This is a genomic window from Rhodococcus sp. X156 (assembly GCF_004006015.1).
Lineage (GTDB): Bacteria > Actinomycetota > Actinomycetes > Mycobacteriales > Mycobacteriaceae > X156.
In genome coordinates this window covers 389840-416137 of record NZ_CP034766.1, presented here as the reverse complement: position 1 = coordinate 416137, position 26298 = coordinate 389840, and the positions used below count along the sequence as shown (strand labels likewise).

General features: G+C 68.2%; 18 protein-coding genes and 3 rRNA genes. 10 read left to right on the top strand and 11 right to left on the bottom strand.

Features of this window, described 5'->3' with window-relative positions; translation table 11 throughout:
• The first annotated feature begins 4 nt into the window (after positions 1 to 4).
• Entirely contained in the window at positions 5 to 463 is a 459-nt protein-coding gene (locus ELX43_RS01975) for a nuclear transport factor 2 family protein (protein ID WP_127781907.1), read from the top strand.
• A 42-nt stretch (positions 464 to 505) separates the two neighbouring features.
• Here ELX43_RS01975 and ELX43_RS01970 read toward each other — a convergent pair whose 3' ends face one another.
• The 4 genes from ELX43_RS01970 to ELX43_RS01955 all read right to left on the bottom strand — a co-directional run bounded on the left by ELX43_RS01970 (position 506) and on the right by ELX43_RS01955 (position 6867).
• The gene (locus ELX43_RS01970; RefSeq protein WP_127781906.1) at positions 506 to 2344 is read right to left on the bottom strand and encodes an EAL domain-containing protein; all 1839 of its coding nucleotides are present in this window, start codon (positions 2342 to 2344) and stop codon (positions 506 to 508) included.
• Positions 2345 to 2363: 19 nt separating this feature from the next.
• Entirely contained in the window at positions 2364 to 4535 is a 2172-nt protein-coding gene (locus ELX43_RS01965) for an Rv1355c family protein (protein ID WP_127781905.1), read from the bottom strand.
• The gene (locus ELX43_RS01960) at positions 4532 to 5287 is read right to left on the bottom strand and encodes a hypothetical protein (protein ID WP_127781904.1); all 756 of its coding nucleotides are present in this window, start codon (positions 5285 to 5287) and stop codon (positions 4532 to 4534) included. The genes ELX43_RS01965 and ELX43_RS01960 overlap by 4 nt, the downstream gene beginning before the upstream one ends.
• A 326-nt stretch (positions 5288 to 5613) precedes the next feature.
• Positions 5614 to 6867 (bottom strand): cytochrome P450, encoded by a 1254-nt coding sequence (locus tag ELX43_RS01955; RefSeq protein WP_241249628.1) that lies wholly within the window; start codon positions 6865 to 6867, stop codon positions 5614 to 5616.
• A 185-nt stretch (positions 6868 to 7052) separates the two neighbouring features.
• Between ELX43_RS01955 and ELX43_RS01950 the strand changes: the two genes are divergently transcribed.
• Both ELX43_RS01950 and ELX43_RS01945 read left to right on the top strand, forming a co-directional pair.
• The gene (locus ELX43_RS01950; protein WP_127781903.1) at positions 7053 to 8183 is read left to right on the top strand and encodes a steroid 3-ketoacyl-CoA thiolase; all 1131 of its coding nucleotides are present in this window, start codon (positions 7053 to 7055) and stop codon (positions 8181 to 8183) included.
• A 5-nt stretch (positions 8184 to 8188) separates the two neighbouring features.
• Positions 8189 to 8668, top strand: coding sequence for a nitroreductase family deazaflavin-dependent oxidoreductase (locus tag ELX43_RS01945; RefSeq protein WP_127781902.1), 480 nt, complete (start codon positions 8189 to 8191; stop codon positions 8666 to 8668).
• A 9-nt stretch (positions 8669 to 8677) separates the two neighbouring features.
• On the opposite strand, the gene ELX43_RS01940 is transcribed toward ELX43_RS01945, so the two are convergent.
• Together ELX43_RS01940 and ELX43_RS01935 are read right to left on the bottom strand one after the other, a co-directional pair.
• The gene (locus ELX43_RS01940; RefSeq protein WP_127781901.1) at positions 8678 to 9589 is read right to left on the bottom strand and encodes an SDR family oxidoreductase; all 912 of its coding nucleotides are present in this window, start codon (positions 9587 to 9589) and stop codon (positions 8678 to 8680) included.
• A gap of 85 nt (positions 9590 to 9674) precedes the next feature.
• Positions 9675 to 10262, bottom strand: coding sequence for a TetR/AcrR family transcriptional regulator (locus tag ELX43_RS01935; protein WP_164860550.1), 588 nt, complete (start codon positions 10260 to 10262; stop codon positions 9675 to 9677).
• A gap of 40 nt (positions 10263 to 10302) precedes the next feature.
• Between ELX43_RS01935 and ELX43_RS01930 the strand changes: the two genes are divergently transcribed.
• Entirely contained in the window at positions 10303 to 11058 is a 756-nt protein-coding gene (locus tag ELX43_RS01930) for an SDR family oxidoreductase (protein WP_127781899.1), read from the top strand.
• 100 nt (positions 11059 to 11158) lie between these two features.
• On the opposite strand, the gene rrf is transcribed toward ELX43_RS01930, so the two are convergent.
• From rrf to ELX43_RS01910, 4 genes are all read right to left on the bottom strand, one after another.
• Positions 11159 to 11275, bottom strand: a 5S ribosomal RNA gene (gene rrf, locus ELX43_RS01925).
• A 93-nt stretch (positions 11276 to 11368) separates the two neighbouring features.
• Positions 11369 to 14511 (bottom strand): 23S ribosomal RNA (locus ELX43_RS01920).
• A 314-nt stretch (positions 14512 to 14825) separates the two neighbouring features.
• Positions 14826 to 16344, bottom strand: a 16S ribosomal RNA gene (locus tag ELX43_RS01915).
• The 16S, 23S and 5S rRNA genes sit together here, the layout of an rRNA operon.
• A gap of 469 nt (positions 16345 to 16813) precedes the next feature.
• Positions 16814 to 18034 (bottom strand): acyl-CoA dehydrogenase family protein, encoded by a 1221-nt coding sequence (locus ELX43_RS01910; RefSeq protein ID WP_127781898.1) that lies wholly within the window; start codon positions 18032 to 18034, stop codon positions 16814 to 16816.
• 93 nt (positions 18035 to 18127) lie between these two features.
• Here ELX43_RS01910 and ELX43_RS01905 point away from each other — a divergent pair, with 93 nt between their 5' ends.
• The 6 genes from ELX43_RS01905 (at position 18128) to ELX43_RS01880 (ending at position 24975) form a co-directional block, all read left to right on the top strand.
• Positions 18128 to 19714, top strand: a complete 1587-nt coding sequence (locus ELX43_RS01905) for a FadD3 family acyl-CoA ligase (RefSeq protein ID WP_127781897.1) — start codon at positions 18128 to 18130, stop codon at positions 19712 to 19714.
• Positions 19715 to 19801: 87 nt separating this feature from the next.
• A complete protein-coding gene (locus tag ELX43_RS01900) occupies positions 19802 to 20698 on the top strand; it encodes an enoyl-CoA hydratase (RefSeq protein WP_127781896.1) in 897 nt (298 codons plus the stop codon).
• A gap of 2 nt (positions 20699 to 20700) precedes the next feature.
• A complete protein-coding gene (locus ELX43_RS01895; RefSeq protein ID WP_127781895.1) occupies positions 20701 to 21861 on the top strand; it encodes an acyl-CoA dehydrogenase family protein in 1161 nt (386 codons plus the stop codon).
• Positions 21858 to 22856: an acyl-CoA dehydrogenase gene (locus tag ELX43_RS01890; protein WP_127781894.1), complete on the top strand. Its 999-nt coding sequence runs from the start codon at positions 21858 to 21860 to the stop codon at positions 22854 to 22856. The genes ELX43_RS01895 and ELX43_RS01890 overlap by 4 nt, the downstream gene beginning before the upstream one ends.
• Positions 22853 to 23959: an acyl-CoA dehydrogenase family protein gene (locus ELX43_RS01885; RefSeq protein ID WP_127781893.1), complete on the top strand. Its 1107-nt coding sequence runs from the start codon at positions 22853 to 22855 to the stop codon at positions 23957 to 23959. The genes ELX43_RS01890 and ELX43_RS01885 overlap by 4 nt, the downstream gene beginning before the upstream one ends.
• A 152-nt stretch (positions 23960 to 24111) precedes the next feature.
• A complete protein-coding gene (locus tag ELX43_RS01880) occupies positions 24112 to 24975 on the top strand; it encodes an LLM class F420-dependent oxidoreductase (protein WP_127781892.1) in 864 nt (287 codons plus the stop codon).
• 63 nt (positions 24976 to 25038) lie between these two features.
• On the opposite strand, the gene ELX43_RS01875 is transcribed toward ELX43_RS01880, so the two are convergent.
• On the bottom strand, positions 25039 to 26295 hold the full coding sequence (locus tag ELX43_RS01875; RefSeq protein ID WP_127784590.1) for a hypothetical protein: 1257 nt from the start codon (positions 26293 to 26295) through the stop codon (positions 25039 to 25041).
• Between the last annotated feature and the right edge of the window lie 3 nt (positions 26296 to 26298).

Sequence of the window (26298 nt, the reverse complement as noted above, 5' to 3'; positions counted from 1 at the left end):
CGCCATGACCGCTCCGGACGCCGCTGCCTCCCGCACCGTCGGGCACCAGCCCGAGGAGCATCCTGCGCGGGTGGCGTCCCGGCGGTCGATGGACGCCGTCGGGCGCCGCGCCAAGGACGAGTGGGTGGCCCTGTTCGCCGAGGACGCGGTGATCGAGGACCCTGTGGGGCCCTCGCACTTCTCCCCCGACGGCAGCGGCCAGCGGGGCAAGCAGGCCATCGCCGACTTCTGGGACGCCTCGGTGGGCACCGCGCAGAAGGTGGCCTTCACCATCGCCGACTCCTTCGCCTGCGGCGACGAGGTGGCCAACGTCGGCGTCATCACCACCACGGTGGACGAGAACGTGCAGGTCGACGCCGAGGGCGTGTTCATCTACCGGGTGAACGCCGAGGGCCTCATCGTCTCCCTGCGGGCGTTCTGGGAGACCGATCGGGCGATGGCCACGCTGCGCCGCCCGTCCTGACCGGCCCGGCCTCGTGCTCGACCCCGTACGCGTGTACCGGGTTCAGCGGTCGGCCGGGTAGTCGGCCACCTTGCCGCCGCGCTGCAGGATCTCCAGCACCTCCGCCGGCGGCACCGGCTTGCTGAACAGGTAGCCCTGGGCGTTGCCGCAGCCCAGCTCCAGCAGCATCTCGGCTGCCTGCACGGTCTCCACCCCCTCGGCCACCACGTCCAGGCCGAAGGAGTCGGCGAGGCTGATGATGGACTTGACGATGGCCAGGTCGTCGCTGCTGTTGCCGAGGTTGTGCACGAAGCCGCGGTCGATCTTGAGGGTGTCCACCGGCAGCTGCTTGAGCTGACCGAGCGAGCTGCGCCCCGTGCCGAAGTCGTCGATGGCCACGTGCACGCCCAGCTCGTTGAGTCCCCGCAACGTCACCAGCACGCGGTCGAGGTCATGGATCACCGCGTGCTCGGTGATCTCCAGGCACAGGTCCACCCCGCTGAGCTCGTACTCCTCCAGCACCCGCGCCACGGTCTCCACGAAGTCGGTGGAGATGAGCTGGGCGGGCGAGATGTTCACCCGCAGCTTCAGCGACAGCTCGGGCAGGGACTCCTGCCAGTCGTGCATCTGCCGGCACGCCTCCCACAGCACCCAGCGGCCCAGCTCACCGGCGAGGTTGGTGGATTCGGCGATGCCGATGAAGGAGTCCGGCAGCAGCAGGCCCCGGATCGGGTGCTGCCAGCGCACCAGCGCCTCCACCCCGATAATCTGCCCCGACGCCAGGTCCACCTCAGGCTGGTAGTACAGCACCAGCTCGTCGCCGTGGATGGCCGAGCGCAGGTGCATCTCGATGTCGTTGCGCTCCTGGGCCCGGGTGCGCATCTCGTCGGTGAAGCCGACGACGGCGTTGCCGCCCTGCGCCTTGGCCGCCAGCGCCGACTGGTCGGCGAACCCGACCAGCTCCGCCACCGAGCTGCGCCCGGGCACTCCGAGGGCGATGCCGATGCTGACGCTGCGGCTGACCTCCTCGGTCTGCAGCTGGACGGGCTCCGCGGCCACCACCTGCGCCTGCTTGGCCAGCTGGTGCGCTCCGTCCATCGTGGTCGGCGCCCGCACCACGATGATGAACTCGTCGCCGCCCATCCGGACCACCAGGTCAGCGGCGAACGCCGCCTCCAGCCGGCCACCGATCGCCCGCAGGTAGGCGTCGCCGGCGGCGTGGCCCAGCGCGTCGTTGACCACCTTGAGCCGGTCGACGTCCAGGAACAGCACGGCCACCGGGCCAGGTCGTCCCGGCTCCAGCCGGTGCTCCAGCTCGCTGAGCAGGCTGCGGCGGTTGGCCAGCCCGGTGAGGGCGTCGTGCTCGGCGAGGTAGCGCAACCGGTCCTCGGCGGCGATGCGCGCCTGCAGCTGGGCGAGAAAGGCGGCGATGGCCTTGAGCGCGTTGATCTCCGAGACCAGCCACTCGCGGTCCCCGTGCTTGACGAAGCCGAGCACGCCGGTGGTGACCGATCCGGACAGCAGCGGCACGGCCGCCATGGACGTCTGGTCCACACCGGACCCGTCCTTGACGCGGCGCTGGTAGTCGTCGGCGTGCGGCCGCACGATCTTCACCTCGGTGGCGTGCTTGGCCGCGGCGAAGATGGGGTCGGCGTCGCGGAAGAACACCACGGCGAGCGGGTCCGGGGTGGGCACGTTGGTCCGTGGTGGCCACTCCGCGACGAGGACGGTGGCGTCCAGCTCCTCGTCGTTGCGGCGCAGGAAGCAGACGTCCACGTCGAGGTACTCGACCAGGTCGCGCAGCACGGCGGTGCAGGCCTCGACGACGGTGCGGGAGTCCACTGCCATGAGGCGGGCGGCGACACCCGTGACCAGCTCCTCCAAGGTCCGCCGCTGGTGCATCGGTCTCCGCTCCGTCGTGTCAGTCACCGGGGATGCCCGGAGCCGCTGCACCGTCCTGGTGGCCCAGCTGAGCCACCGACAGTCGTTGACTGCGAACAGTAACTGCAGCAGCGCTGCTGAGTCGAAGGACTAGCGCGACACCGTGGTTGGGCGGCAGCTCCACCAGGCTGTGGAAGGCCTTCTGCAGCTGCTCCAGCTCGGCGAGGAACGGCTCGGAGAGCTCACGGAGCTCGGCACTGTCCACGGCGTACAGGAACACCGGTGAGGTCGGGTGCACCGCCAGCCCCAGCTCGTGGGCACGCAGCCACACCGACTGCACGGCCTCCCCACCCCGCACGTAGCTCGCGGCGTCGGTGCCCGCCACGGTGACCACCGCCAGCGCCGAGCTGGACAGCACGCGGGCACGGGTGTCGCGGCCCAGCGGTCGCCCCGCGTTCCAGGCGGCGAGCTCGGCCATGACGTCGGCCCGCCGGACCACGTCCAGGGTGGCCAGGTCTGGCGCGGCCAGCCCCAGGGTGCGCACGTCCAGCCCGGACGCCACCGAGTCGCGGCCGGGCCAGCGCAGCTCACCGACCATCTCCGCGTGCAGGCGCGGGGTGAGGTAGCGGATGCGGTCGGCCGCGGCGAGCAGCTCGGCCGCCTCCGCCAGGTCCGTCCGGTCGGTGACCAGGCGCAGCTGCCCACCCTGGTCGGCGGCGGCCTGCGTGAGCAGCTCGGCCACCTCGGGCTCCAGCGGCGCGCCGTCCCCGGTGGCCCGGTTGGTCACCCGCTGCAGCACCAGCCCAGCGCGCCCGCGCAGCTGCTCGTCGGTTCCGGTGCCGAACGACAGCTCCGCCACCACGTCGCTGCTCGGCCCCTCGGGGAAGAGCTGCACGGGCCCGAGCACGCCGAGCGAGGCCGCCGCGACCCTGGCGTTGTACAGCGCAGCACCCAGCGCCACGTGCCCTGCCCGGTGGGCGACGTCCATGGCGGTGGTGCGCTCGCGCACCAGGTGCAGCCGGGCCCCCGTGGCGTCGGCGGAGACCGACCACGGCTGGATGTTGCCGCCCGACGGCGCCCAGCGCACCGCCTGCACCACCGCCAGCGCCGGGTCGGTGCCAAGCCCGGCCGGGTGCTCGGCGCCCGGATCCTGGCCGTCGGCGGGCGCGGGATCCTGCCGGTCCAGGTCCAGCGGGTCGCTGAGATGGGCGACCTGACCATCGATGTCGATGCGCACCCGCCCGGACGGCATGGGCTCGCCCGTGCCGATCCGCCGCACCACGGCGGCCACGGTGGCCGCACCCAGCAGCACGTCCTCCCCCAGCTGCGGCCAGGTGGCCAGGGTGCTGCCGGTCTCCACCAGCGAGGCGCCCATCTTCGCCGACACCTGGGTGGCGTCGACCACGCGGAGCACGTAGGGGATCTTCTCCTGCTGGCTCAGTCCGGCCAGCTCCGCGGAGGTGAGCCCACCGAGCCGGCCGTGGAAGAGCGGGCGGGACGGGTCCACGTCGAAGCGCTCCACGTCCAGCAGGCCGCGGTCGCTGGTCTCCATCACCACCGGGACGCCACGCGCGCGGGCCAGCTCGCGCACCAGCACCTTCACGTCCAGGGAGTCGCACTCCTCCACCACCAGGTCGAGCCCGTCGAAGAACTCCTCGGCGTTGTCGGCGGTGAGCCCCTCGGTCCACACGGTCACCGGGAGGTAGGGGTCCAGCTCAGCGATGCGACGCGCGGCCAGCACCGCCTTGTTCAGGCCCAGGTCGAGCAGCGTGGCCGGGATGCGGTTGAGGTTGGACAGCGCGAGGGTGTCGAAGTCGGCCAGCCGCAGCTGCCCGCACAGGCCCTCCAGGGCGAGCGCGTGCGCCACCGCGTGCCCGACGCTGAGCCCCACCACGCCCACGGTGCGGCTGCGCAGCGCCAGCTGCTGCGACCGGGTGATCTTGTTGCGGTTGCGGTCCAGGCGCAGCAGGTCGAACGACCGGGGGCCGACCACCCCGACGAGGGTGTTGCGCCACGGGTAGTGCACCCAGCGGTCGGGCTCGGTCAGCGGCTCCGCACCGACCAGGCTCTGCACCCGGGCCAGGTCCGCGTGCTGCTCCGCGCGCAGGTCGAGCACCCGGGTGCCCGTCGAGCGCAGCCGCTCGAGGGTGGCTCCATCCGCTGCTGTCCGCTCGTCCAGCACCTGCGCGCGCCACTCCTGGTCCTCGGTCACAGCTGGGTGGCCCCCCGCCCGTGCGCCGCGGCGTAGCGCCGGCCGACTCCCCCCTGCTCGGCCAGCGCGGCACTCTCCCGCAGGATGTGGACCACTTGGTCCTGCTTGGCCAGCTCGCCGTAGGTGAGACGGTCGAACCACATCAGCTTCGTCTCGTAGCGGTCGTCGGGGTAGGGCACCGCCGGCACGTCGTCGGCGATCACGCCCCCGCAGGTCGACCACCGGTCCAGCACGTAGCCGGCCGCGGTCGCGTGGGCGTGGCGCACGTCCAGCAAGCCCAGAGCGTGGATCACCGTGCGCGACAGCGCCGCGGTGAGGGCGCTGCGGGAGGCGACCCGATCGGACACCCAGGCGGTCTTCAGCTCGATCACCCCCTCCGGCAGTCGGCTGGCCACCATCTCGTGGATCTGCTGGTAGCCGGGCTGGCCGGCCCACTCGGTGAGGGCGTGGGACTGCGCGGGGCTGGTGTAGGGGCCCTGCACGCGCACGCCGCCGGCAAGCTCACCCGCCGGGGAGGTGATGGCGAAGAACATCGAGGTGCTCCGGCCGTCCCGGACGCTGTCCAGGTCGATGGCGCTCTGCACGCCGAACTTCCGGTAGTTGTCGACGGCCCCCGCCAGGTACTCCTGCCAGGTGTCCGGCGCCCCGTCCGGAGTGAGGGCGGTGAACCGGCAGCCCGTTGCCGCGTCCACATAGCTCTGCCCCCCGACGAGCGCCGGCTGCCGCTCGTGCCCGTTCATCAGCCGACCCATGTTTCCCCATCCCCGACCGTGTGCAGCTGACGCCGTGTGCGCCCACTGCTGAGAGGAACAAACTGCCTTCCCGTCTGCCATGCGAACGTCACCGCTGCGGGAGCACCACCAATCTCTCAATGGCTTGCCGGCTCAGTGAAACACAACTGGCACAAGAACACCGACGATTTCCCTGGCCAATTCTGCACCGCGCTCCGTTGTGGGCAATTCCCGTACGGCGGCGCTGCCGAGCGCTCCCGCAACGCCCGGAGGGCACCACGCTGTGACCAGCGCAGTGCCCTCGTGGAGCCCTAGAACGGAACCGGTCGTCCCGGCCCGCCCGTCGATCAGGCGTACTTGACCTGAAGCTCCTTGATGCCGTTCAGCCAGCCCGAGCGCAGCCGGCGCGGCTCGGCCACCTTGGTGATGTTGGGCATGTGGTCGGCAATGGCGTTGAACATCAGGTTGACCTCGAGCCGCGCAAGGTTGGCGCCGAGGCAGTAGTGCGCACCGGTGCCGCCGAAAGCGAGGTGGGGGTTGTTCTCCCGGGTGATGTCGAACTTCATCGGGTCGTCGAAGACCGTCTCGTCGAAGTTGCCCGAGCTGTAGAACATCACCACTCGGTCGCCCTTCTTGATCTGCTGGCCGCCAAGGACGGTGTCCTCCAGCGCAGTGCGCTGGAAGTTGATGATCGGCGTGGCCCACCGGATGATCTCGTCGGCCGCAGTCTCCGGGCGCTCCTTCTTGAACAGCTCCCACTGCTCGGGGTGCTCCATGAACGCGATCATCCCGTGGGTGATGGCGTTGCGGGTGGTCTCGTTGCCGGCCACCGCCAGCAGGATCACGAAGAAGCCGAACTCCTCCGAGGACAGCACCTCGCCGTCGATGTCCGCCTCGACGAGCTTGGTGACGATGTCGTCCATCGGACAACCCTTGCGCTGCTCCGCCAGCTCGTAGGCGTAGCCGAGCAGACCCATGGATGCCTGGATCTCGTCCGTCTCCATCTCCGGGTCGTCGTAGGCCGTCATCTGGTTGGACCAGTCGAAGACCTTCATGCGGTCCTCCTGCGGCACGCCCAGCATCTCCGCGATGGCCTGCAGCGGCAGCTCGCACGCCACCTGGGTGACGAAGTCGCCCTGGCCGGTGGCCGCGGCCTCCTCGACGATCCGCTTGGCCCGTGCGTTCAGGGCCTCTTGCAGGCTGTTGATGGCCCGGGGGGTGAAGCCACGGGAGACCAGGCGACGCAGCTTGGTGTGCTCCGGAGCGTCCTTGTTCAGCAGGATCACCCGCTGCAGCTCGATCTGCTCGCGCTCGATGTCGTCGCGGAAGCGGGTGATGGCGGTGTTCTCCTCCGAGGAGAACACGTCGCTGCGGCGGGACACCTCCTTGATGTCGGCGTGGGTGGACACCACCCAGTAGCCACCGTCGTGGAACCCGCCACCGGTCCCCTCCTGCTGGTCCATCCAGAAGACTGGAGCGGTCTTGCGCGCCTCGGCGAACTTCTCCATCGGGATGCGGTCGAGGTACAAGTCCGGGTCAGTGAAGTCGAAACCCGGCGGGAAGCCGGGTCGTGTCCGAGTCTCGTCCTGGCTTGTGGTCACGCTGCACTCCTGACGTGGGGGGCTTTGGCTCTCCGTTGCGCTGTATTACGGCCAGCGTGGCCCGTAACACGTTCTAGCCCATTCAAGCACGAGAAGCGCCGCCCGGCTAGGGGAGAGCGTGGCGCCTGTTGCCCGCCCGGTGAACCTGTTCTAGGTTGGCGGCAGGCCAGGAGAGGAGCCCCCCAGTGGGTAGTCCAGTCATCGTCGAGGCAGCGCGGACCCCGATCGGCAAGCGCGGAGGCTGGTTGTCCGGCCTGCACGCCGCGGAGCTGCTCGGCAAGGCGCAGCAGGCGGTCATCGACCGGTCCGGGATAAGCCCGGAGGTGGTGGAGCAGGTGATCGGCGGTTGCGTGACGCAGGCCGGCGAGCAGTCCAACAACGTCACTCGCACCGCCTGGCTCAACGCGGGCCTGCCCTGGCAGACCGGCACCACCACCGTCGACTGCCAGTGCGGCTCGGCCCAGCAGGCCACCCACCTCGTGGCGGGACTCATCGCCACCGGCGCCATCGACGTCGGCATCTCCTGCGGCATCGAGGCGATGAGCCGCGTGCCCTTGGGCTCACACTTGAGCGTGGACGTCGGGACCCCGCGCCCGGACTCCTGGGAGATCGACATGCCGGGGCAGTTCCTGGCCGCCGAGCGGATCGCCGAGCGTCGCGGCCTCACCCGGGACGACGTCGAGGCGCTCGGGGTGTCCTCGCAGCAGCGCGCCCGCCAGGCCTGGGACGAGGGCCGGTTCGACCGCGAGGTCGTGCCGGTGCAGACCGCGGACGGGTTGGTGAGCCGCGACCAGGGACTGCGGGAGACCACCAGGGAGGGCCTGGCCAAGCTCAACCCCGTGATGCCCGACGGCATCCACACCGCCGGCACCTCCTCGCAGATCTCCGACGGCGCCGCCGCCGTGCTGCTGATGGACTCCGACCGCGCCGAGGCGCTGGGCCTGCGGCCCCGTGCGCGCATCGTCACCCAGGCGCTGGTGGGCGCCGAGCCGTTCTACCACCTCGACGGACCGGTGCAGGCCACCGAGCGGGTGCTCGAGCGCAGCGGCATGAAGATGGGCGACATCGACCTCTTCGAGGTGAACGAGGCCTTCGCGTCCGTCCTGCTGTCCTGGGCCCAGGTGCACAAGGCCGACATGGACAAGGTGAACGTCAACGGCGGCGCACTGGCCCTGGGCCACCCGGTGGGATCCACCGGCGCGCGGCTGATCACCACCGCGCTGCACGAGCTGGAGCGTCGGGACGCCTCCACCGCGCTGATCACCATGTGTGCCGGCGGAGCCCTGTCCACGGGCACCATCATCGAGCGGCTCTGAGCGAGATGAGCACTCCGACCAGGCCCCGCGGGCTGGACTCCCCGTGGACCGTCAAGGTCATCAAGGCGATGTCCGCGGTCAACGTCCGGCTCTACCAGCTGACCGGGGGCCGGGTGGGCAGCAAGTGGCGCGTGGGCAGCGCCTTCCCACGGGGCATCCCGGTCTGCCTGGTCACCACCACCGGCCGCAAGACCGGCCAGCCCCGCGTCTCCCCGCTGCTGTTCCTGCCCGACGGTGACCGCATCGTGCTGGTGGCCTCCCAGGGTGGCCTGCCCAAGAACCCGATGTGGTTCCTGAACATGCTGGCCACCCCGGAGGTCACCGTGCAGATCCGCTCGGAGGTGCGCACGATGCGGGCACGGGTCGCCGCTCCCGACGAGCGCGCCGAGCTGTGGCCCAAGCTGGTGGCGATGTACGCCGACTTCGACAGCTACCAGTCCTGGACCGAGCGCGAGATTCCGGTGGTGATCTGCGAGCCGGCCTGACGGCTCGGGCTAGCGAGCGCCGTAGACCGGCGACGGCTTCGGCGCCTCGCCGAGGATCTCCCGCACCACCGGGCCCAGCTCGGCCGGGTCCCAGCGTGCACCCTTGTCACGCTGCGCGCTGCGCTGCCAGCCGTCGGCGACCGCGACCATGCCGCCCTCGACCTCGAAGACCCGTCCGGTGACGTCGCCGGACTCCTCGGAGCCCAGCCAGACCACCAGCGGGGAGATGTTCGCCGGGTCCATCGCGTCGAAGGCGTCGCCCTCCGGCTTGGCCATGGTGTCGGCGAAGACCGCCTCGGTCATCCGGGTGCGGGCAGAGGGGGCGATGGCGTTGACGGTCACGCCGTACGAGGCCATCTCCGAGGCCGCCTGGATGGTCAGCAGGGCGATGCCGGCCTTGGCGGCGGCGTAGTTGCCCTGGCCGATCGAGCCCAGCAGGCCTGCGCCGGAGGAGGTGTTGATGACGCGGGCCTGGCGGGGACGCCCGGCCTTGGACTCCGCGCGCCAGTAGGCGGCCGCGTGACGCAGGGTGGCGAAGTGGCCCTTGAGGTGCACCCGGATCACCGAGTCCCACTCCTGCTCGCTCATCCCCACGAGCATCTTGTCGCGGAGGAAGCCGGCGTTGTTCACCAGCACGTCCAGGCCACCGAAGGTGTCGATGGCGGTGCGCACGAGGTTCTCCGCGCCGGCCCAGTCGGCCACGTCGTCGCCGTTGACCACGGCTTCGCCACCGGCGGCCTTGATCTCGGCCACCACCTGCTCGGCGGGCGACTCACCGGTCGCCGACCCGTCCAGGCCGGCCCCGATGTCGTTGACGACAACCTTGGCGCCCGCGGCGGCGAAAGCCAGCGCGTGCTCGCGACCGATGCCCCGGCCTGCTCCGGTGACGATGACGACGCGTCCGTCCAACAACGTGCTCACATGTTCTCCTTCTCGATGTGTCCCGGAGTCAGCTCCCGGACAGTGAACCTAACAAGCACTCGCTTGACTAGGGAGTCAGTACCGCTCAGGCCGGAGCCGAGATGCCGTGCAGGACGATCCCCAGGTACTCCTGAGCCACCACCTCGCTGCTCATCGCCAGGCCCGGCCGGTACCAGCGCACGGCCACCCACACCGTGTCGCGGATGAAGCGGTAGGCCACGTCGATGTCCAGGTCCGCCCGAAAGCTCCCGTCGGCGACGCCGCGCTGCAGCACACCGATCCAGAGGTCCCGGAACTCGGTGTTGCGATCAGCGATGAAGCGGAACTGGGGAAGCGCCACCAGGTGCTTGGCCTCGTCCTGGTAGATCGCCACCGCGGAGTGCCTGCGGTCGATGGCGTCGAACGAGGTGGCCACCAGCGCCTCGAGCGTGTGGCGGGGATCGAGGCCCGCTGCCACGATGGACCGGTAGCTGTCGAAGAGCTCGTCCAGGAACTCCCGGAGGATCTCCTCGACCATCGCCTCCTTGGAGCGAAAGTGGTGGTAGAGGCTGCCGGAGAGGATGCCTGCGCTGTCGGCGATGTCGCGCACAGTGGTCGCGCGCAGGCCCTGCTTGGCGAACAGCTCAGCTGCGAGCTGCAGCAGCTCGGCCCGCCGGCCAGAAGTCTCGGTCACCCCGGCAGCATACCAACCAAGCACTTGCTAGGGTGCCGCCATGGAGAACACGTGCGCGCTGGTCACCGGCGGTACCGGCGGTCTCGGCGCCGAGACGGCGCGTCGCCTGTCCGCCCAGGGGCACCCCGTCGCCCTGGCCTACCGGTCCAACCACACGGCGGCGGACGCCCTCGTCGCCGAGCTCACCGCCGGCGGTGGTCGTGCTCGGGCCTGGCCCATCGACCTCACTGACGCCCAGGAGTGCGCCGCGCTCGCCCAGCAGGCGGAGGCGGACTTCGGCCCGGTGACCGTCCTGGTGCACGCCGCGGGGCCGCACGTGCCGATGGTGCACCTGTCGCGCGTGGCACCGGAGACCTACGCGCAGCACCTGCGCGAGGAGGCGCTGGCCTTCTTCACCATCGTGAGCGCGTGCCTGGACCAGCTGCGTCGCACCCAGGGCTCGGTCGTGGCGGTGACCACCGCGGCCACCGCCCGCTACCCCGTCCGAGACGGGCTCTCCGCCGGAACCAAGGGAGCCGTGGAACAGCTGGTGCGCGGGTATGCCGCCGAGGAGGGCCGGTTCGGGGTGCGCTTCAACGCCGTAGGTCCGGGAATGCTCACCGACGGCATGGCCGCCCGCCTCATCGGCACCGGCGAGCTGGACGAGCGAGCACTGGAGGTCACCCGCGCGAACATTCCGCTCGGGCGGTTCGGATCAGCAGGCGACATCGCCGAGGCCGTGTGCTTCCTGGCCAGCGAGCGAGCCGGTTTCATCACCGGACAAAAGCTGGACGTGGACGGCGGTTACTCGGTCTGACCATTCAGCCCGCAGCCGGGGAACGCACTGCTGAAATGGTCGTGAACGCACGAAAGAGGATCCCCGCAAGGGGATCCTCTTTCGTGGTGGTGCAAATGATGTTCGGCGGCGTCCTACTCTCCCACACCCTGTCGGGTGCAGTACCATCGGCGCTGGAGGGCTTAGCTTCCGGGTTCGGGATGGGACCGGGCGTTTCCCCTCCGCTATGACCGCCGTAACTCTGTGAAACAGCCACCTCGACCAACCCCGCCAAGTTGGGGTTGGGTGGTGTGTTGTCTCAGATACCGCACAGTGGACGCGTAGCATTTTTGTGGTAAGTCCTCGGCCTATTAGTACCAGTCACCTGCACACCTTGCGGTGCTTCCAGTTCTGGCCTATCAACCCAGTGGTCTGCTGGGGGCCTTACCCCCTCAAGGGGTGGGAAACCTCATCTTGGAACGAGCTTCCCGCTTAGATGCTTTCAGCGGTTATCCCTTCCGAACGTAGCTAACCAGCCGTGCCCCTGGCGGGACAACTGGCACACCAGAGGTTCGTCCGTCCCGGTCCTCTCGTACTAGGGACAGCTTTCCTCAAGTTTCCTGCGCGCGCGGCGGATAGGGACCGAACTGTCTCACGACGTTCTAAACCCAGCTCGCGTGCCGCTTTAATGGGCGAACAGCCCAACCCTTGGGACCTACTCCAGCCCCAGGATGCGACGAGCCGACATCGAGGTGCCAAACCATCCCGTCGATATGGACTCTTGGGGAAGATCAGCCTGTTATCCCCGGGGTACCTTTTATCCGTTGAGCGACACCGCTTCCACTTGCCGGTGCCGGATCACTAGTCCCGACTTTCGTCCCTGCTCGACCTGTCAGTCTCACAGTCAAGCTCCCTTGTGCACTTGCACTCAACACCTGATTGCCAACCAGGCTGAGGGAACCTTTGGGCGCCTCCGTTACATTTTGGGAGGCAACCGCCCCAGTTAAACTACCCACCAGGCACTGTCCCTGATCCGGATCACGGACCGAGGTTAGACATCCAATTCGATCAGAGTGGTATTTCAACGATGACTCCACAACCACTGGCGTGGCCGCTTCACAGTCTCCCACCTATCCTACACAAACCGAACCGAACACCAATACCAAGCTGTAGTGAAGGTCCCGGGGTCTTTCCGTCCTGCCGCGCGTAACGAGCATCTTTACTCGTAGTGCAATTTCGCCGAGTCTATGGTTGAGACAGCTGGGAAGTCGTTACGCCATTCGTGCAGGTCGGAACTTACCCGACAAGGAATTTCGCTACCTTAGGATGGTTATAGTTACCACCGCCGTTTACTGGGGCTTAAATTCTCAGCTTCACCACCGAAGTGGTTGACCGGTCCTCTTAACCTTCCAGCACCGGGCAGGCGTCAGTCCGTATACATCGTCTTACGACTTCGCACGGACCTGTGTTTTTAGTAAACAGTCGCTTCCCACTGGTCTCTGCGGCCACACCACGCTCCCACCGAGAAAGTGTTCACGTGTCATGGCCCCCCTTCTCCCGAAGTTACGGGGGCATTTTGCCGAGTTCCTTAACCATAGTTATCTCGATCGCCTTAGTATTCTCTACCTGACCACCTGTGTCGGTTTGGGGTACGGGCCGTGTGAGAGCTCGCTAGAGGCTTTTCTCGGCAGCATAGGATCACCACATTCACCTCAATCGGCTATGCATCAAGTCTCAGGATGTGTGTGCCCCGGATTTACCTAGGACACTCCCTACACTCTTACACCAGTACTACCACTCACTGGCGCGGCTACCTTCCTGCGTCACCCCATCGCTTGGCTACTACCAGATCGGGTCCCGCGCTCCACGATCCCCGCAACCCCCCTAAGGGAGCGCTAAAGACCGCTTCGGGCGGTTAGCATCACTGGATTCACCATGGGCGCGCTCACACGGGTACGGGAATATCAACCCGTTGTCCATCGACTACGCCTGTCGGCCTCGCCTTAGGTCCCGACTCACCCTGGGCGGATTAACCTGCCCCAGGAACCCTTGGTCATTCGGCGGGGGAGTTTCTCACTCCCCTTTCGCTACTCATGCCTGCATTCTCACTCGTGTGGCCTCCACCCCTGGATCACTCCGGAGCTTCCCTGGCCACACGACGCTCCCCTACCCATCCACACGACTGCACAACACCCCATGAGGTGAAGTGAATCTATTGTGCGAATGCCACGGCTTCGGCGGTGTGCTTGAGCCCCGCTACATTGTCGGCGCAGGATCACTTGACCAGTGAGCTATTACGCACTCTTTCAAGGGTGGCTGCTTCTAAGCCAACCTCCTGGTTGTCTTCGCGATCCCACATCCTTTCCCACTTAGCACACGCTTAGGGGCCTTAGCCGGTGATCTGGGCTGTTTCCCTCTCGACTACGAACCTTATCGCCCGCAGTCTCACTGCCGCGCTCTCACTCACCGGCATTCGGAGTTTGGTTGATTTCGATAAGCTTGTTGGCCCTCTAGACCATCCAGTAGCTCTACCTCCGGTGAGAAACACGCGACGCTGCACCTAAATGCATTTCGGGGAGAACCAGCTATCACGGAGTTTGATTGGCCTTTCACCCCTACCCACAGCTCATCCCCTCAGTTTTCAACCTAAGTGGGTTCGGGCCTCCACGACGTCTTACCGTCGCTTCACCCTGGCCATGGGTAGATCACTCCGCTTCGGGTCTAGAGCATGCGACTGTATCGCCCTATTCGGACTCGCTTTCGCTACGGCTTCCCCTCGACGGGTTAACCTCGCCACACACCACTAACTCGCAGGCTCATTCTTCAAAAGGCACGCTGTCACAGGCAACACACCAAAGTGTTCACCCGCTCCAACGGATTGTAAGCGCACGGTTTCAGGTACTATTTCACTCCCCTCCCGGGGTACTTTTCACCTTTCCCTCACGGTACTAGTCCGCTATCGGTCACCAGGGAGTATTCAGGCTTATCGGGTGGTCCCGACAGATTCACAGCGAATTTCACGGGCTCGCTGCTACTTGGGTATTCATCAAGGGAGGTGACAGGTTTTCACGTACGGGAGTCTCACCCTCTACGCCGCGCCGTTCCAGACGACTTCCGCTAACCACATCACTTTCTTACTCCCCGCCAACATGACAGTGTCGACAAGACAAACCCCACAACCCCACAAGTGCAACGCCTGTCAGCTATCACACACCCATGGTTTGGCCTCATCCGCTTTCGCTCGCCACTACTCACGGAATCACTGTTGTTTTCTCTTCCTGTGGGTACTGAGATGTTTCACTTCCCCACGTTCCCTCCACACGCCCTATATATTCAGGCGTGGGTGACCCCACATCACTGGGGCCGGGTTTCCCCATTCGGAAATCCTCGGATCACAGCTCGGTTGACAGCTCCCCGAGGCTTATCGCAGCCTCCTACGTCCTTCATCGGCTCCTGGTGCCAAGGCATCCACCGTGCGCCCTTAAAAACTTGGCCACAAAGATGCTCGCGTCCACTGTGCAGTTCTCAAACAACACACGACAACCACCACGTACCTGTGCCACCAACACCCCCGAAGGAGCTGATGTGAGCACCGTGATGACTTCGCGACCAAGAAAACCCGCTCACGCGTGTTCTCTCAGGACCCAACAGTGCACCGATTTGACCCCGCACCCACCACTGAGGGCGTGTGCGGCATCCGAAGTGTCAGCGTTCCACCCTTGAGCAAACCCCGCGCCACACGCATGGTGACGACCGGGGCCACGACCACCCACACCCGAAGGCGACAGGTGGTGCTGTGAGCTCCTTAGAAAGGAGGTGATCCAGCCGCACCTTCCGGTACGGCTACCTTGTTACGACTTCGTCCCAATCGCCGATCCCACCTTCGACAGCTCCCTCCCACAAGGGGTTGGGCCACTGGCTTCGGGTGTTACCGACTTTCGTGACGTGACGGGCGGTGTGTACAAGGCCCGGGAACGTATTCACCGCAGCGTTGCTGATCTGCGATTACTAGCGACTCCGACTTCACGGGGTCGAGTTGCAGACCCCGATCCGAACTGAGACCGGCTTTAAGGGATTCGCTCCACCTCGCGGCTTAGCAGCCCTCTGTACCGGCCATTGTAGCATGTGTGAAGCCCTGGACATAAGGGGCATGATGACTTGACGTCGTCCCCACCTTCCTCCGAGTTGACCCCGGCAGTCTCTTACGAGTCCCCACCATTACGTGCTGGCAACATAAGACAAGGGTTGCGCTCGTTGCGGGACTTAACCCAACATCTCACGACACGAGCTGACGACAGCCATGCACCACCTGTACACCGACCTTGCGGGGCACCTATCTCTAGGTGTTTCCAGTGTATGTCAAACCCAGGTAAGGTTCTTCGCGTTGCATCGAATTAATCCACATGCTCCGCCGCTTGTGCGGGCCCCCGTCAATTCCTTTGAGTTTTAGCCTTGCGGCCGTACTCCCCAGGCGGGGCGCTTAATGCGTTAGCTACGGCACGGATCCCGTGGAAGGAAACCCACACCTAGCGCCCACCGTTTACGGCATGGACTACCAGGGTATCTAATCCTGTTTGCTACCCATGCTTTCGCTCCTCAGCGTCAGTATTTGCCCAGAGACCCGCCTTCGCCACCGGTGTTCCTCCTGATATCTGCGCATTTCACCGCTACACCAGGAATTCCAGTCTCCCCTGCAATACTCAAGTCTGCCCGTATCGCCTGCAAGCTCATGGTTGAGCCATGAGTTTTCACAGACGACGCGACAAACCGCCTACGAGCTCTTTACGCCCAGTAATTCCGGACAACGCTTGCACCCTACGTATTACCGCGGCTGCTGGCACGTAGTTGGCCGGTGCTTCTTCTCCTGCTACCGTCACTTTCGCTTCGTCACAGGTGAAAGAGGTTTACAACCCGAAGGCCGTCATCCCTCACGCGGCGTCGCTGCATCAGGCTTCCGCCCATTGTGCAATATTCCCCACTGCTGCCTCCCGTAGGAGTCTGGGCCGTGTCTCAGTCCCAGTGTGGCCGGTCGCCCTCTCAGGCCGGCTACCCGTCGTCGCCTTGGTAGGCCATTACCCCACCAACAAGCTGATAGGCCGCGGGTCCATCCTTCACCACTAAACGCTTTCCACCCCCCACCATGCAGCAGGAGGTCATATCCGGTATTAGACCTCGTTTCCAAGGCTTATCCCAGAGTGAAGGGCAGGTCACCCACGTGTTACTCACCCGTTCGCCGCTCGTGTACCCCGAAGGGCCTTACCGCTCGACTTGCATGTGTTAAGCACGCCGCCAGCGTTCGTCCTGAGCCAGGATCAAACTCTCCGTAAGTTTCCATACAGAAACAATGATCCAGCAAATTCAAAACTCACTGACACCCCAACAAACACAACCCGAAGGTCACGAATGAAGGAGCCAAAACAAAATAAATTGGCACTGACATTCATCGGCACACTGTTGAGTTCTCAAAGAACACACGCACACCCAAAAACCTCGGCCTATTCAGCCGGTGCATCCGGGGGCTTGTTCGTACTTGTCCTACTGTACACGCACCCGAAGGTGCTCAGTACCGCAGGTGGTCCGCTACCGGCGTCCAACCTCGTGACCGTCGTGGTGACCGGTTCGGCGTCCGCCTCGCTGACAAGGAGAAATTTACGCACTCCGCGGGGCCACGTCAAATCGCCTGGACAGCACCCCGCGGGCGGGGCGAACCTGCTGGTCAGAGCCCGGCAGCGCCGCTCCCGCTGGTCTCATGCTGGCACGAACCGCCCCTCCGGGCGATATGGCCTGCGTCACCGGCCTACGGACGCGCCTCGCGCGGCAGGCCCAGCACCCGCTCGGAGATGATGTTGCGCTGCACCTCGTTGGACCCGCCGTAGATGGTGTCGGCCCGGGTGAACAGGAAGAGTCGCTGCAGCTCGTCGAGCTCCAGGTGCTCCGGGTCGTGCAGGTTGTTGGGCACGCCCTCGCTCGTGGCGTCCGGGCCGACCAGCGACGCCGCACCTTGCACCTGCATGGCCAGCTCGCCGAGGTTGCGGTGCCAGTTCGCCCAGAGCAGCTTGGCGGCCGAGGCCTCCCCGCCACTGCCCCCGGTGTCCACCGTCGCGAGGGTGCGGACGGCGTGGGCCCGGATGACGTGCAGCTCCAGCCAGGCGCGGGCGATGCGCTCGCGCACCACCGGGTTGGTGTCCGCCCCGTTGGCCCGGGCGAGCGCCACGACCGCCTCGAGCTCCCGGCGGAACCCGATCTGCTGGCCGAGCGTGGAGACCCCGCGCTCGAACTGCAGCAGGCCCATGGCGACCTTCCAGCCCTCGCCGGGCTCGCCGACCACCAGCTCGGCCTCGGTCTCGGCGTCGTCGAAGAAGACCTCGTTGAACTCCGAGGTCCCGGTGAGCTGCTGGATGGGGCGGATGGTGACGCCAGGCTGGTCCAGCGGGACGAGCAGGAAGCTCAGCCCCTTGTGCCGCTGCGAGCCGGGCTCGGTGCGGCAGATGACGAACGCCCACTGCGCCACGTGGGCCAGCGACGTCCAGACCTTCTGCCCGTTGATCACCCACTTGCCCCCCTCCAGGCGGGCGGTGGTGGAGACGTTGGCGAGGTCGGAACCGGCGCCGGGCTCGGAGTACCCCTGCGCCCAGAGCTCGGTGACGTTCTTGATGCCGGGCAGGAAGCGCTTCTTCTGCTCCTCCGTGCCGAAGGCGATGAGCGTGGGCCCAAGCAGCTCCTCGCCCACGTGGCTCACCCGTGCCGGCGCGTTGGCCCGGGCGTACTCCTGGTGGAACAGCACCTGCTGCTCCAACGTCGCGGCCCGCCCACCGTGCTCGGTGGGCCAGCCCAGGCACGTCCAGCCGGCCGCGGCGAGGTGGCGGTCCCAGGCCAGCCGGTCCTCGAAGAACTCGTGCTCGCTGCCGGGCCCGCCCTTGCCACGCAGGTCCGCAAACCTGCCGGTCAGGTTCTCCTCGAGCCACTGCCCGACCTCGTGGGCGAGGACCTCGTCCTCCGCACGCTCCTGGGTCGTCACCGTCTGATCCTTCCGCCTGAACCGCTCGCCAGTCACCCCGGCAATGCCCTGCTACGGTAACCTACCAAGCACTTGCTAGGTATCGGAGGAACGGTGGCTACGGACACAGGGGACGGCGCTGTCCCGACCACGCCGCACGCGCTGCGGCGCGCCGCAGCACGGTGGGGCGGGCGCACGGCGGTCGCGGACGTCCAGCCCGGACAGGACGTGCGGCTGACCTGGTCGGAGCTGCTCGAGGAGGTTCGCTCCTTCGCTGGCGCTCTGGTGGGCAGCGGCGTGCAGGCCGGGGACCGGGTGGCGGTCTGGGCGCCCAACACCCACCACTGGATCATCGCGGCGCTGGGCGTGCACTACGCCGGCGCGACGCTCATCCCGGTGAACACCCGCTACACCGGCGCCGAGACGCTCGACCTGGTCCAGCGGTCGCACTCCGTGGCGCTCGTCGCGGCCGGGACGTTCCTCAAGTCCGACCGGCTGGCCGAGCTGCGCGCCGCCGCGGACGGTGACCTCGCCGCCGCCACCGAGCTGCACACCATCGTGCGCGTCCCGCTGGGCGCTGCCGACGCCCCGGTGGAGGGCGTGCTGGAGTGGGACGACTTCCTGGCCACCGGCACCGACGAGCTGCGCACGCAGGCCGACGGCCGCGCCGACGCTCTCACCGGTGACGACATCGCCGACATCCTGTTCACCTCCGGCACCACCGGGCGCAGCAAGGGCGTGCTGGCCACCCACCAGCAGGGCGTCACCGTCGGCCGGCTCTGGGGCGCCATCGGCGACATGGCCGAGGACGACCGCTACCTCATCGCCAGCCCGTTCTTCCACTCCTACGGCTACAAGGCCGGGATCCTGGTCTGCCTCTACTACGGCGCCACCATGATTCCGCTGTCGGTGTACTCCCCCACCGCCGCCATGGCACTGATCCAGGACGAGCGCGCCACCGTCTTCCCCGGCGCCCCGACCATCTTCCAGACGATCCTGGACGCCCCCGAGCGGGCCGACCACGACCTCAGCTCGCTGCGCTTCGCCACCACCGGCGCGGCCATCGTCCCGGTGGTGCTCATGGAGCGCATGCAGGCCGAGCTGGGCTTCGAGGTGGTCGTCACCGCCTACGGGCTGACCGAGACCAGCGGGTTCGTCAGCACCTGCCTGCCCGGCGACGACGACGTCACCGTGGCCACCACGTGCGGCCGAGCCATCGAGGGCATGGAGATGCGGCTGTCCGAGCAGGGGGAGCTGCTGGTGCGCGGACCGCTGGTGATGAAGGGCTACCTGGACGACCCCGAGGCGACGGCGCAGACCATCGACCCGGACGGCTGGCTGCACACCGGCGACGTCGGCACCATCGACGAACAGGGTTACCTGCGCATCACCGACCGGCTCAAGGACATGTACATCTCCGGCGGGTTCAACGTCTACCCCGCCGAGGTCGAGCAGGCGCTCGCCCGACTGGACGGCGTGGTGGAGTCCGCGGTCATCGGCGTGCCCGACCACCGCCTGGGCGAGGTGGGGCGCGCGTTCGTGCGGGTCCGGCCCGGCTCCGCGCTCACCGCGGACGACGTCATCGCCTACAGCAAGGAGAAGCTCGCCGGCTTCAAGGTGCCCCGCTCGGTGGTGCTCGTGGACGAGTTCCCCCGCAACGCCGGCGGCAAGATCCTCAAGCGCGAGCTGCGCCGGGACTGACCATGGTGGTGCCGGCGGAACCGCCGTAGCATCCCAACCAAGCACTTGCTAGGTAGTAGTTGTGCACGGCACACGGAACGGACGGACATGACCCACGCTTCCATCCCCGCCCCACTGAGCCAGGACGAGCTCGGGCCCGACACCCAGCCCGTCGCCTACGAGGTGGCCGACGGGGTTGCCTACGTCAGCCTGAACCGTCCCGAGTTCCGCAACGCCCAGAACTCGGTGATGACCTACTCGCTGGACAACGCCTTCATCAAGGCCGTCGAGGACGCCTCGGTCAAGGTGATCGTGCTGCGCGCCAAGGGCAAGCACTTCTCCGCCGGCCACGACATCGGCACGCCCGAGCGCGACTTCCACGTGCAGTACGAGAACAAGGCTGCGCTGCACTGGGACCACACCGACCGCAGCGGCGGCGACCAGCGCCTGGCCCGCGAGCTCGAGGTCTACCTGGGCATGTGCCGCCGCTGGCGGGAGATCCCCAAGCCGGTGATCGCCCAGGTGCACGGCGCCTGCATCGCCGGCGGGCTGATGCTCGCCTGGATCTGCGACTTCATCGTGGCCTCCGACGACGCCTTCTTCTCCGACCCCGTGGTGCGGATGGGCATCCCCGGCGTGGAGTACTTCGCCCACGCCTTCGTGCTCGGCCCGCGCCGGGCCAAGGAGATCCTCTACACCGGCGAGCGCTTCAGCGCCGCCAAGGCCGAGCAGTGGGGCATGGTCAACCACGTCGTGCCGCGCGAGGAGCTCGAGGCCAAGGTCGCCTCCATCGCCGCGAACATCGCCGAGATGCCGCAGCTGGGCCTGTCGCTGACCAAGAAGGCCGTGAACATCTGCGAGGACCAGATGGGCCTGCGCAACGCGATGGACTCGGTGTTCGGGTGGCACCACTTCGCTCACTCCGCCAACGCCGAGGCCGACGGCGACTCCCTGGGCGGGATGGACGCCCGCTCCATGCGCGACTCCGCGAAGAAGGGGCAGTAACCGTGGACCTGCAGTTCGACGACGCCACCACGGCGTTTCGTCACGAGGTGCGCAGCTGGCTGCAGGCGAACGTGCCTGCCGAGCCGCTGCCGTCGATGGACACCGCCGAGGGCTTCGAGGCCCACCGGCAGTGGGAGCGCCGGCTCGCCGACGCCGGCCTGGCCGTCGTCTCCTGGCCCAAGGCCTACGGCGGCCGCGACGCGTCGCTGCTGGAGTGGGTGATCTTCGAGGAGGAGTACTACCGCTCCGGTGCCCCCGCACGGGTGAGCCAGAACGGCATCTTCCTGCTGGCCCCCACCCTGTTCGAGCACGCCAAGCCCGAGCAGCTCGACCGGATCATGCCCCGCATGGCCCGCTCGGAGGACATCTGGGCGCAGGCGTGGTCGGAGCCGGAGTCCGGCAGCGACCTGGCCAGCCTGCGCTCCACCGCCAAGCGGGTGGACGGCGGCTGGGTGCTCAACGGACAGAAGACCTGGAGCTCGCGCGCCAGCTTCGCCGACTGGGGGTTCGGGCTGTTCCGCAGCGACCCCGAGGCCGGCAAGCACAAGGGCATCACCTACTTCATGTTCGACCTGCGCGCGCCAGGCGTCACCGTTCGCCCGATCGCCCAGCTCGACGGTGAGCCCGGTTTCGCCGAGCTGTTCCTGGAGGACGTGTTCGTCCCCGACTCCCCCGAGGACCCCGCGTCCTCCGGCGTGATCGGCGAGGTGAACAACGGCTGGAAGGTGGCCATGAGCACCGCGGCCAACGAGCGTGGCCTCTCGCTGCGCTCGCCCGGCCGCTTCCTCGCCACCGTCGACCGGCTGCTCGCGCTGCGGGCCCGCCAGGCCGACACCGTGAGCACCGCCGTGGACGAGCAGATCGTGGACGCCTGGATCGGCGCGCGCGCCTACCAGCTGTCCACCTTCGGCACCGTGACCCGCCTGGCCGACGGCGGCCAGCTGGGCCTGGAGTCCTCCATCAACAAGGTGTTCTGGTCGGAGTGGGACATCGCGACCCACGAGACCGCCCTGGAGCTGCAGGCCGCCGACGCCGAGCTGGCCGACGGCTGGACCGACGGCTACCTCTTCTCCCTGTCCGGCCCGATCTACGCCGGCACCAACGAGATTCAGAAGAACGTCATCGCCGAGCGGCTGCTCGGCCTACCGAGGGGCGACCGATGAGATTCGTCCTTGAGCCGGAGCACAAGGAGCTCGGTGCCAGCATCGACTCGATGCTGGCCAAGTCCGACCTGCCCGCCGTGGTCCGCGCCTGGGGCGCTGGCGACACCGAGCCCGGCCGCAAGGTCTGGGCACGGCTGGCCGAGACCGGCGTCAACGGCCTGGTCATCGACGAGGACCACGGTGGCTTCGGCGCCGGGGCCGTGGAGATGATCGTGGCGGTGGAGCAGCTGGGCCGCCACTGCGTGCCTGGACCGGTCGCCGAGACCGTCGCGGCCGCGCCGGCACTGCTGGCCGCCGCGGGACTGACCGACCGCCTGGAGAGCCTGGCCGAGGGCCAGCTGGCCACCCTGGCGTGGGCGCCGCACGTGCCCTTCGCGGTGGACGCCGGCGTCGCCGACCTGACCCTGCTGGTGGACGCCGACGGCGCGCTGGCCGTGGGTGAGCCCGGTGCCGCGAAGCAGTCGGTGGACCCGGCGCGCAGCCTGTTCCCGCTGACCGCGGGCGCGAGCCTGGCCACCGGTGTGGACACCACCCGGGCGTTCGACCTGGCCGCGCTGGCCACCGCCGCCCAGCTGCAGGGCCTGGGCCAGACCATGCTGTCGATCAGCACGGAGTACGCCAAGGCGCGCAAGCAGTTCGGCCGCGAGATCGGCAGCTTCCAGGCCATCAAGCACCACCTGGCCGAGGTCGCGATCGCCCTGGAGATGGCCCGCCCGCTGCTGCTCGGCGCGGCACTGGCCGTGGACGGCGTCAGCGACGTGGAGCGCGCTGCGGACGTCTCGCGGGACGTCTCCGCCGCCAAGATCGCCTGCGGCGCTGCGGCCAACCGCGCCGCCCGCACGGCGCTGCAGGTGATGGGTGCCATCGGCTACACCCAGGAGCACGACCTGTCGCTGTACCTGACCCGCACGCGCGCGCTGCTCACCTCGTGGGGCACCCCCGCGGTGCACCGGGCCCGCGTGCTGGCGGCGGTGTCCGCGGCGGAGCCGGCATGAGCTCACCGGTGACCGACTCCCCGGGCATCGACACCGAGGAGCAGGCCGGCCTGCGCGCGTCCGTGCGCGACCTGCTGAGCAAGCACTCCGACTCCGCCGCGGTGCGCACGGCCATCCAGGCCGAGCAGCGCCACGACACTGCGCTGTGGGAGCGGCTGTGCCAGCAGGTGGGGGTGGCTGCGCTGGCCGTCCCCGAGGCCTACGACGGCGTGGGCGCCACGTTCATGGAGTGCCACGTGGTGCAGGAGGAGCTGGGCCGCCGGCTCGCTCCCACCCCGATGCTGGGCTCGGCGGTGCTGGCCGTGCAGGCCCTGCTGCTCTCCGGCGACGACGCAGCCTGCGCCCGCCTGCTGCCCGGCATCGCCTCCGGTGAGTCCACCGTGGCGGTGTGCTGGGCCAGCGCCGCCGGCTGGGACACCCCTGGGGTGGCGGTGCGGGACGGCGTGCTGCACGGCAGTGCCCACTACGTGCTCGACGGCGAGCACGCCGACGTGCTGCTGGTGCTCGCCACCGACGGCGCGGCGGTCTCGCTGCACGAGGTGGCGGCGGACGCCGACGGCGTGCGCCGGACGGCACGACCCAGCATGGACCCCACCCGCGGGCTGTCCACGGTGGACTTCGACGGCGTGGCCGCCACCCGGCTGTCCGCACCGGAGGACCTGGCCGAGAAGCTGCGCACCGTCGCGGTGGTGGCGGTGTCGGCCGAGCAGGTCGGCGGCGCGCAGGCCGTGCTGGACCTGACGGTGGCCTACACCAAGGACCGCAGGCAGTTCGGCCGGCAGATCGGCTCCTTCCAGGCGCTGAAGCACCGGATGGCGGACATGTACGTGCTGGTGGAGAGCGCGCGATCGATCTCCTACGCCGCTGCCGACGCCGTCTCCCGGGGCACCGCCGACGCTGCAGAGCTGGCGGCGACGGCCAAGGTGTACTGCTCCGAGGCGTTCAGCACGGTGGCGGGCGAGGCGATCCAGCTGCACGGCGGCATCGGCATCACCTGGGAGCACGACGCGCAGCTGTACTTCAAGCGCGCGCACGGCACCGCCCAGCTGTTCGGCCAGCCGTCCGAGCACCTGCTGCGGCTGGAGTCGATGGCCGGGCTGTAGGTGGTGTGCACGTCCCCTGGGGCGGCGTCTGGGCAGCGGTTGCTGCTGCCTGGCGCCGCCCTTGGTGCGTCTGCAAGTACGCCCAAGCCCTGTCGCTGGACAGGTGTCCGGACTAGGGTCTGGAAAAGCCCCTGAGCACCCGAGGAGAGCACGTGAAGCACGGCATCACCCTGTTCACCAGCGACCGGGGCATCACCCCGGCTGCTGCGGCACGCGCCGCCGAGGAGCACGGGTTCGACTCGTTCTACGTCCCCGAGCACACCCACATCCCGGTCAAGCGGGAGGCGGCGCACCCACGCACCGGTGACTCCTCGCTGCCCGACGACCGCTACATGCGCACCCTGGACCCCTGGGTCGCGCTGGCCACCGCGGCGTCGGTCACCGAGCGCATCCGCCTGGGCACCGGGGTGGCGCTGCCGGTGGAGAGCGATGCCATCACCCTGGCCAAGACGATCGCCTCGCTGGACCACCTCTCCGGCGGCCGGGTGACCCTGGGCGTCGGCTACGGGTGGAACCTCGACGAGCTCACCGACCACGGGGTCCCGCTGGCCAAGAAGCGGACCATGCTCCGGGAGTACCTGGAGGGGATGCAGGCGCTGTGGTCGCAGGAGCAGGCCTCCTACGACGGGGAGTTCCTCAGCTTCGGACCGTCCTGGGCGTGGCCCAAGCCGGTGCAGCAGCCGCGCGTGCCGGTGCTCGTGGGTGCGGCGGGCACGGACAAGAACTTCGCGTGGATCGTGCGCTCGGCCGACGGCTGGCTCACCACGCCGGCCCAGGAGGGCGTGGAGGAGCGGGTGCCGGTGCTGCAGCAGATGTGGCGCGACGCCGGGCGGGAGGGCGCCCCACAGGTGGCGGTGCTCGACGGCAAGCCCGACCCGGAGAAGCTGGCGCGCTGGGCCGAGCTGGGCGTCACCGAGACCATCTACGGCCTGCCGGACAAGCCGGAGGCCGACGTGGTGGCCTACCTCGGCCGGCTGGCCGGCAAGCTGGGCCGGGCCCCGGTGGCCAGCGCCTGACCTTCCGCTTGGTGGTACTTGCAGACGTACCGTGCCGCAGGTTGGTACGTCTGCAAGTACCCCCTAGAGCACGGTGAGCGGCAGCGGGATCCCGCGATCGGCGAACGCGAAGTCGGCGCCGGTGCTGAAGCGGGTGATCCGCACCTCCGACGCCTCCTTGGCCGGCTCGTCCGCCACCCGCACGCCGACGGTCAGCGCCTGCTCGTCCTCCGCCAGCACCTCCACGGCGAAGTGCGGGTTGACCCCGCGCACCAGCGCGTGCAGCGCCTCGAGGTGCTCGCCGTCCACCAGCGTGGGCCAGGCACCGTCGGCGTCCGCGGCGGCCTGACGGCCCAGCCGGAGCTCGAGGCGCGCGCCGTGCACCACCTCGGCGTCCACGTACTGGTGCGGGTTGACCAGCGGGTGCACCGTCAGCACGGTGGCCAGCGCGGCGAGGTCGTCGCCCAGCTCCAGCGCGTCGCGCAGCCGCTCGGCGGTGAGCCCGGCGATGCCGGTGAGCTGCTTGCGGGCGATCTCCCGCACGCTGGCCTCATCGGTACGAGCCCGCAGCGAGCGCAGGAAGCCCAGCGTGAGCAGCTGCTGCTGCAGGCACACCTCCTCGGCCATCCGCACCAGCGCCGAGTGGGAGAAGTCGCCGAAGCGCAGGTCGCTGAGCAGCGGCCCGGCGTAGTCGTGGTGGCCCTCCCCCGCGGAGCTGATCGGAGTGAGCTCCAGCCCCGCGGCCGCGGACTTCTCGATGGCGCGCAGCCCGTCGGGCACGGCTGGCGGCGTGTGCGACTCGTCGATGACCACCGTCCACGCGCAGTGCGGGTGCCGGCCCGCCGGGTCGCGCGGCGGTCGGTGGATCGGCCGCACCTGGGCGCGGTCGTTGGTGGCCAGCGCGGTGGCGTCAAAGGTGGGGTCCTCGATGTCGTGGCACATGCCACGGACGTACTCCTCGCCCATCGGCTCCACGTCCATCAGGGCACCGCAGTGGTCCAGCCAGAACTCGCCGTGGTCGTGGTCGTCCACCCGGAAGCGGAAGTCCATGAACTGCGGTGGCGCCCCGATGTCCAGCTGCAGGCCCTTGAAGATGGTCTCCACGCTGTCGCCGGTGAAGTCCAGCGCCTGCTGCATGCGCCGGGTGTAGATGGGGCTGGAGCTCTGCCACTCCTCGATGGCCACCTCGACCATGCCCTCCCGGCCGAACGCGCCGATGACGTGCGCCATGCCGGAGCGGTCGATGAGCTGCCCGGTGAGCAGCAGCTCGGGCAGCAGCACCGCCAGCTGCTCGCGGCTGAGCGCGGCGAACGGCGACGTCGTGGCGGGAGCCGCGCGCAGCGG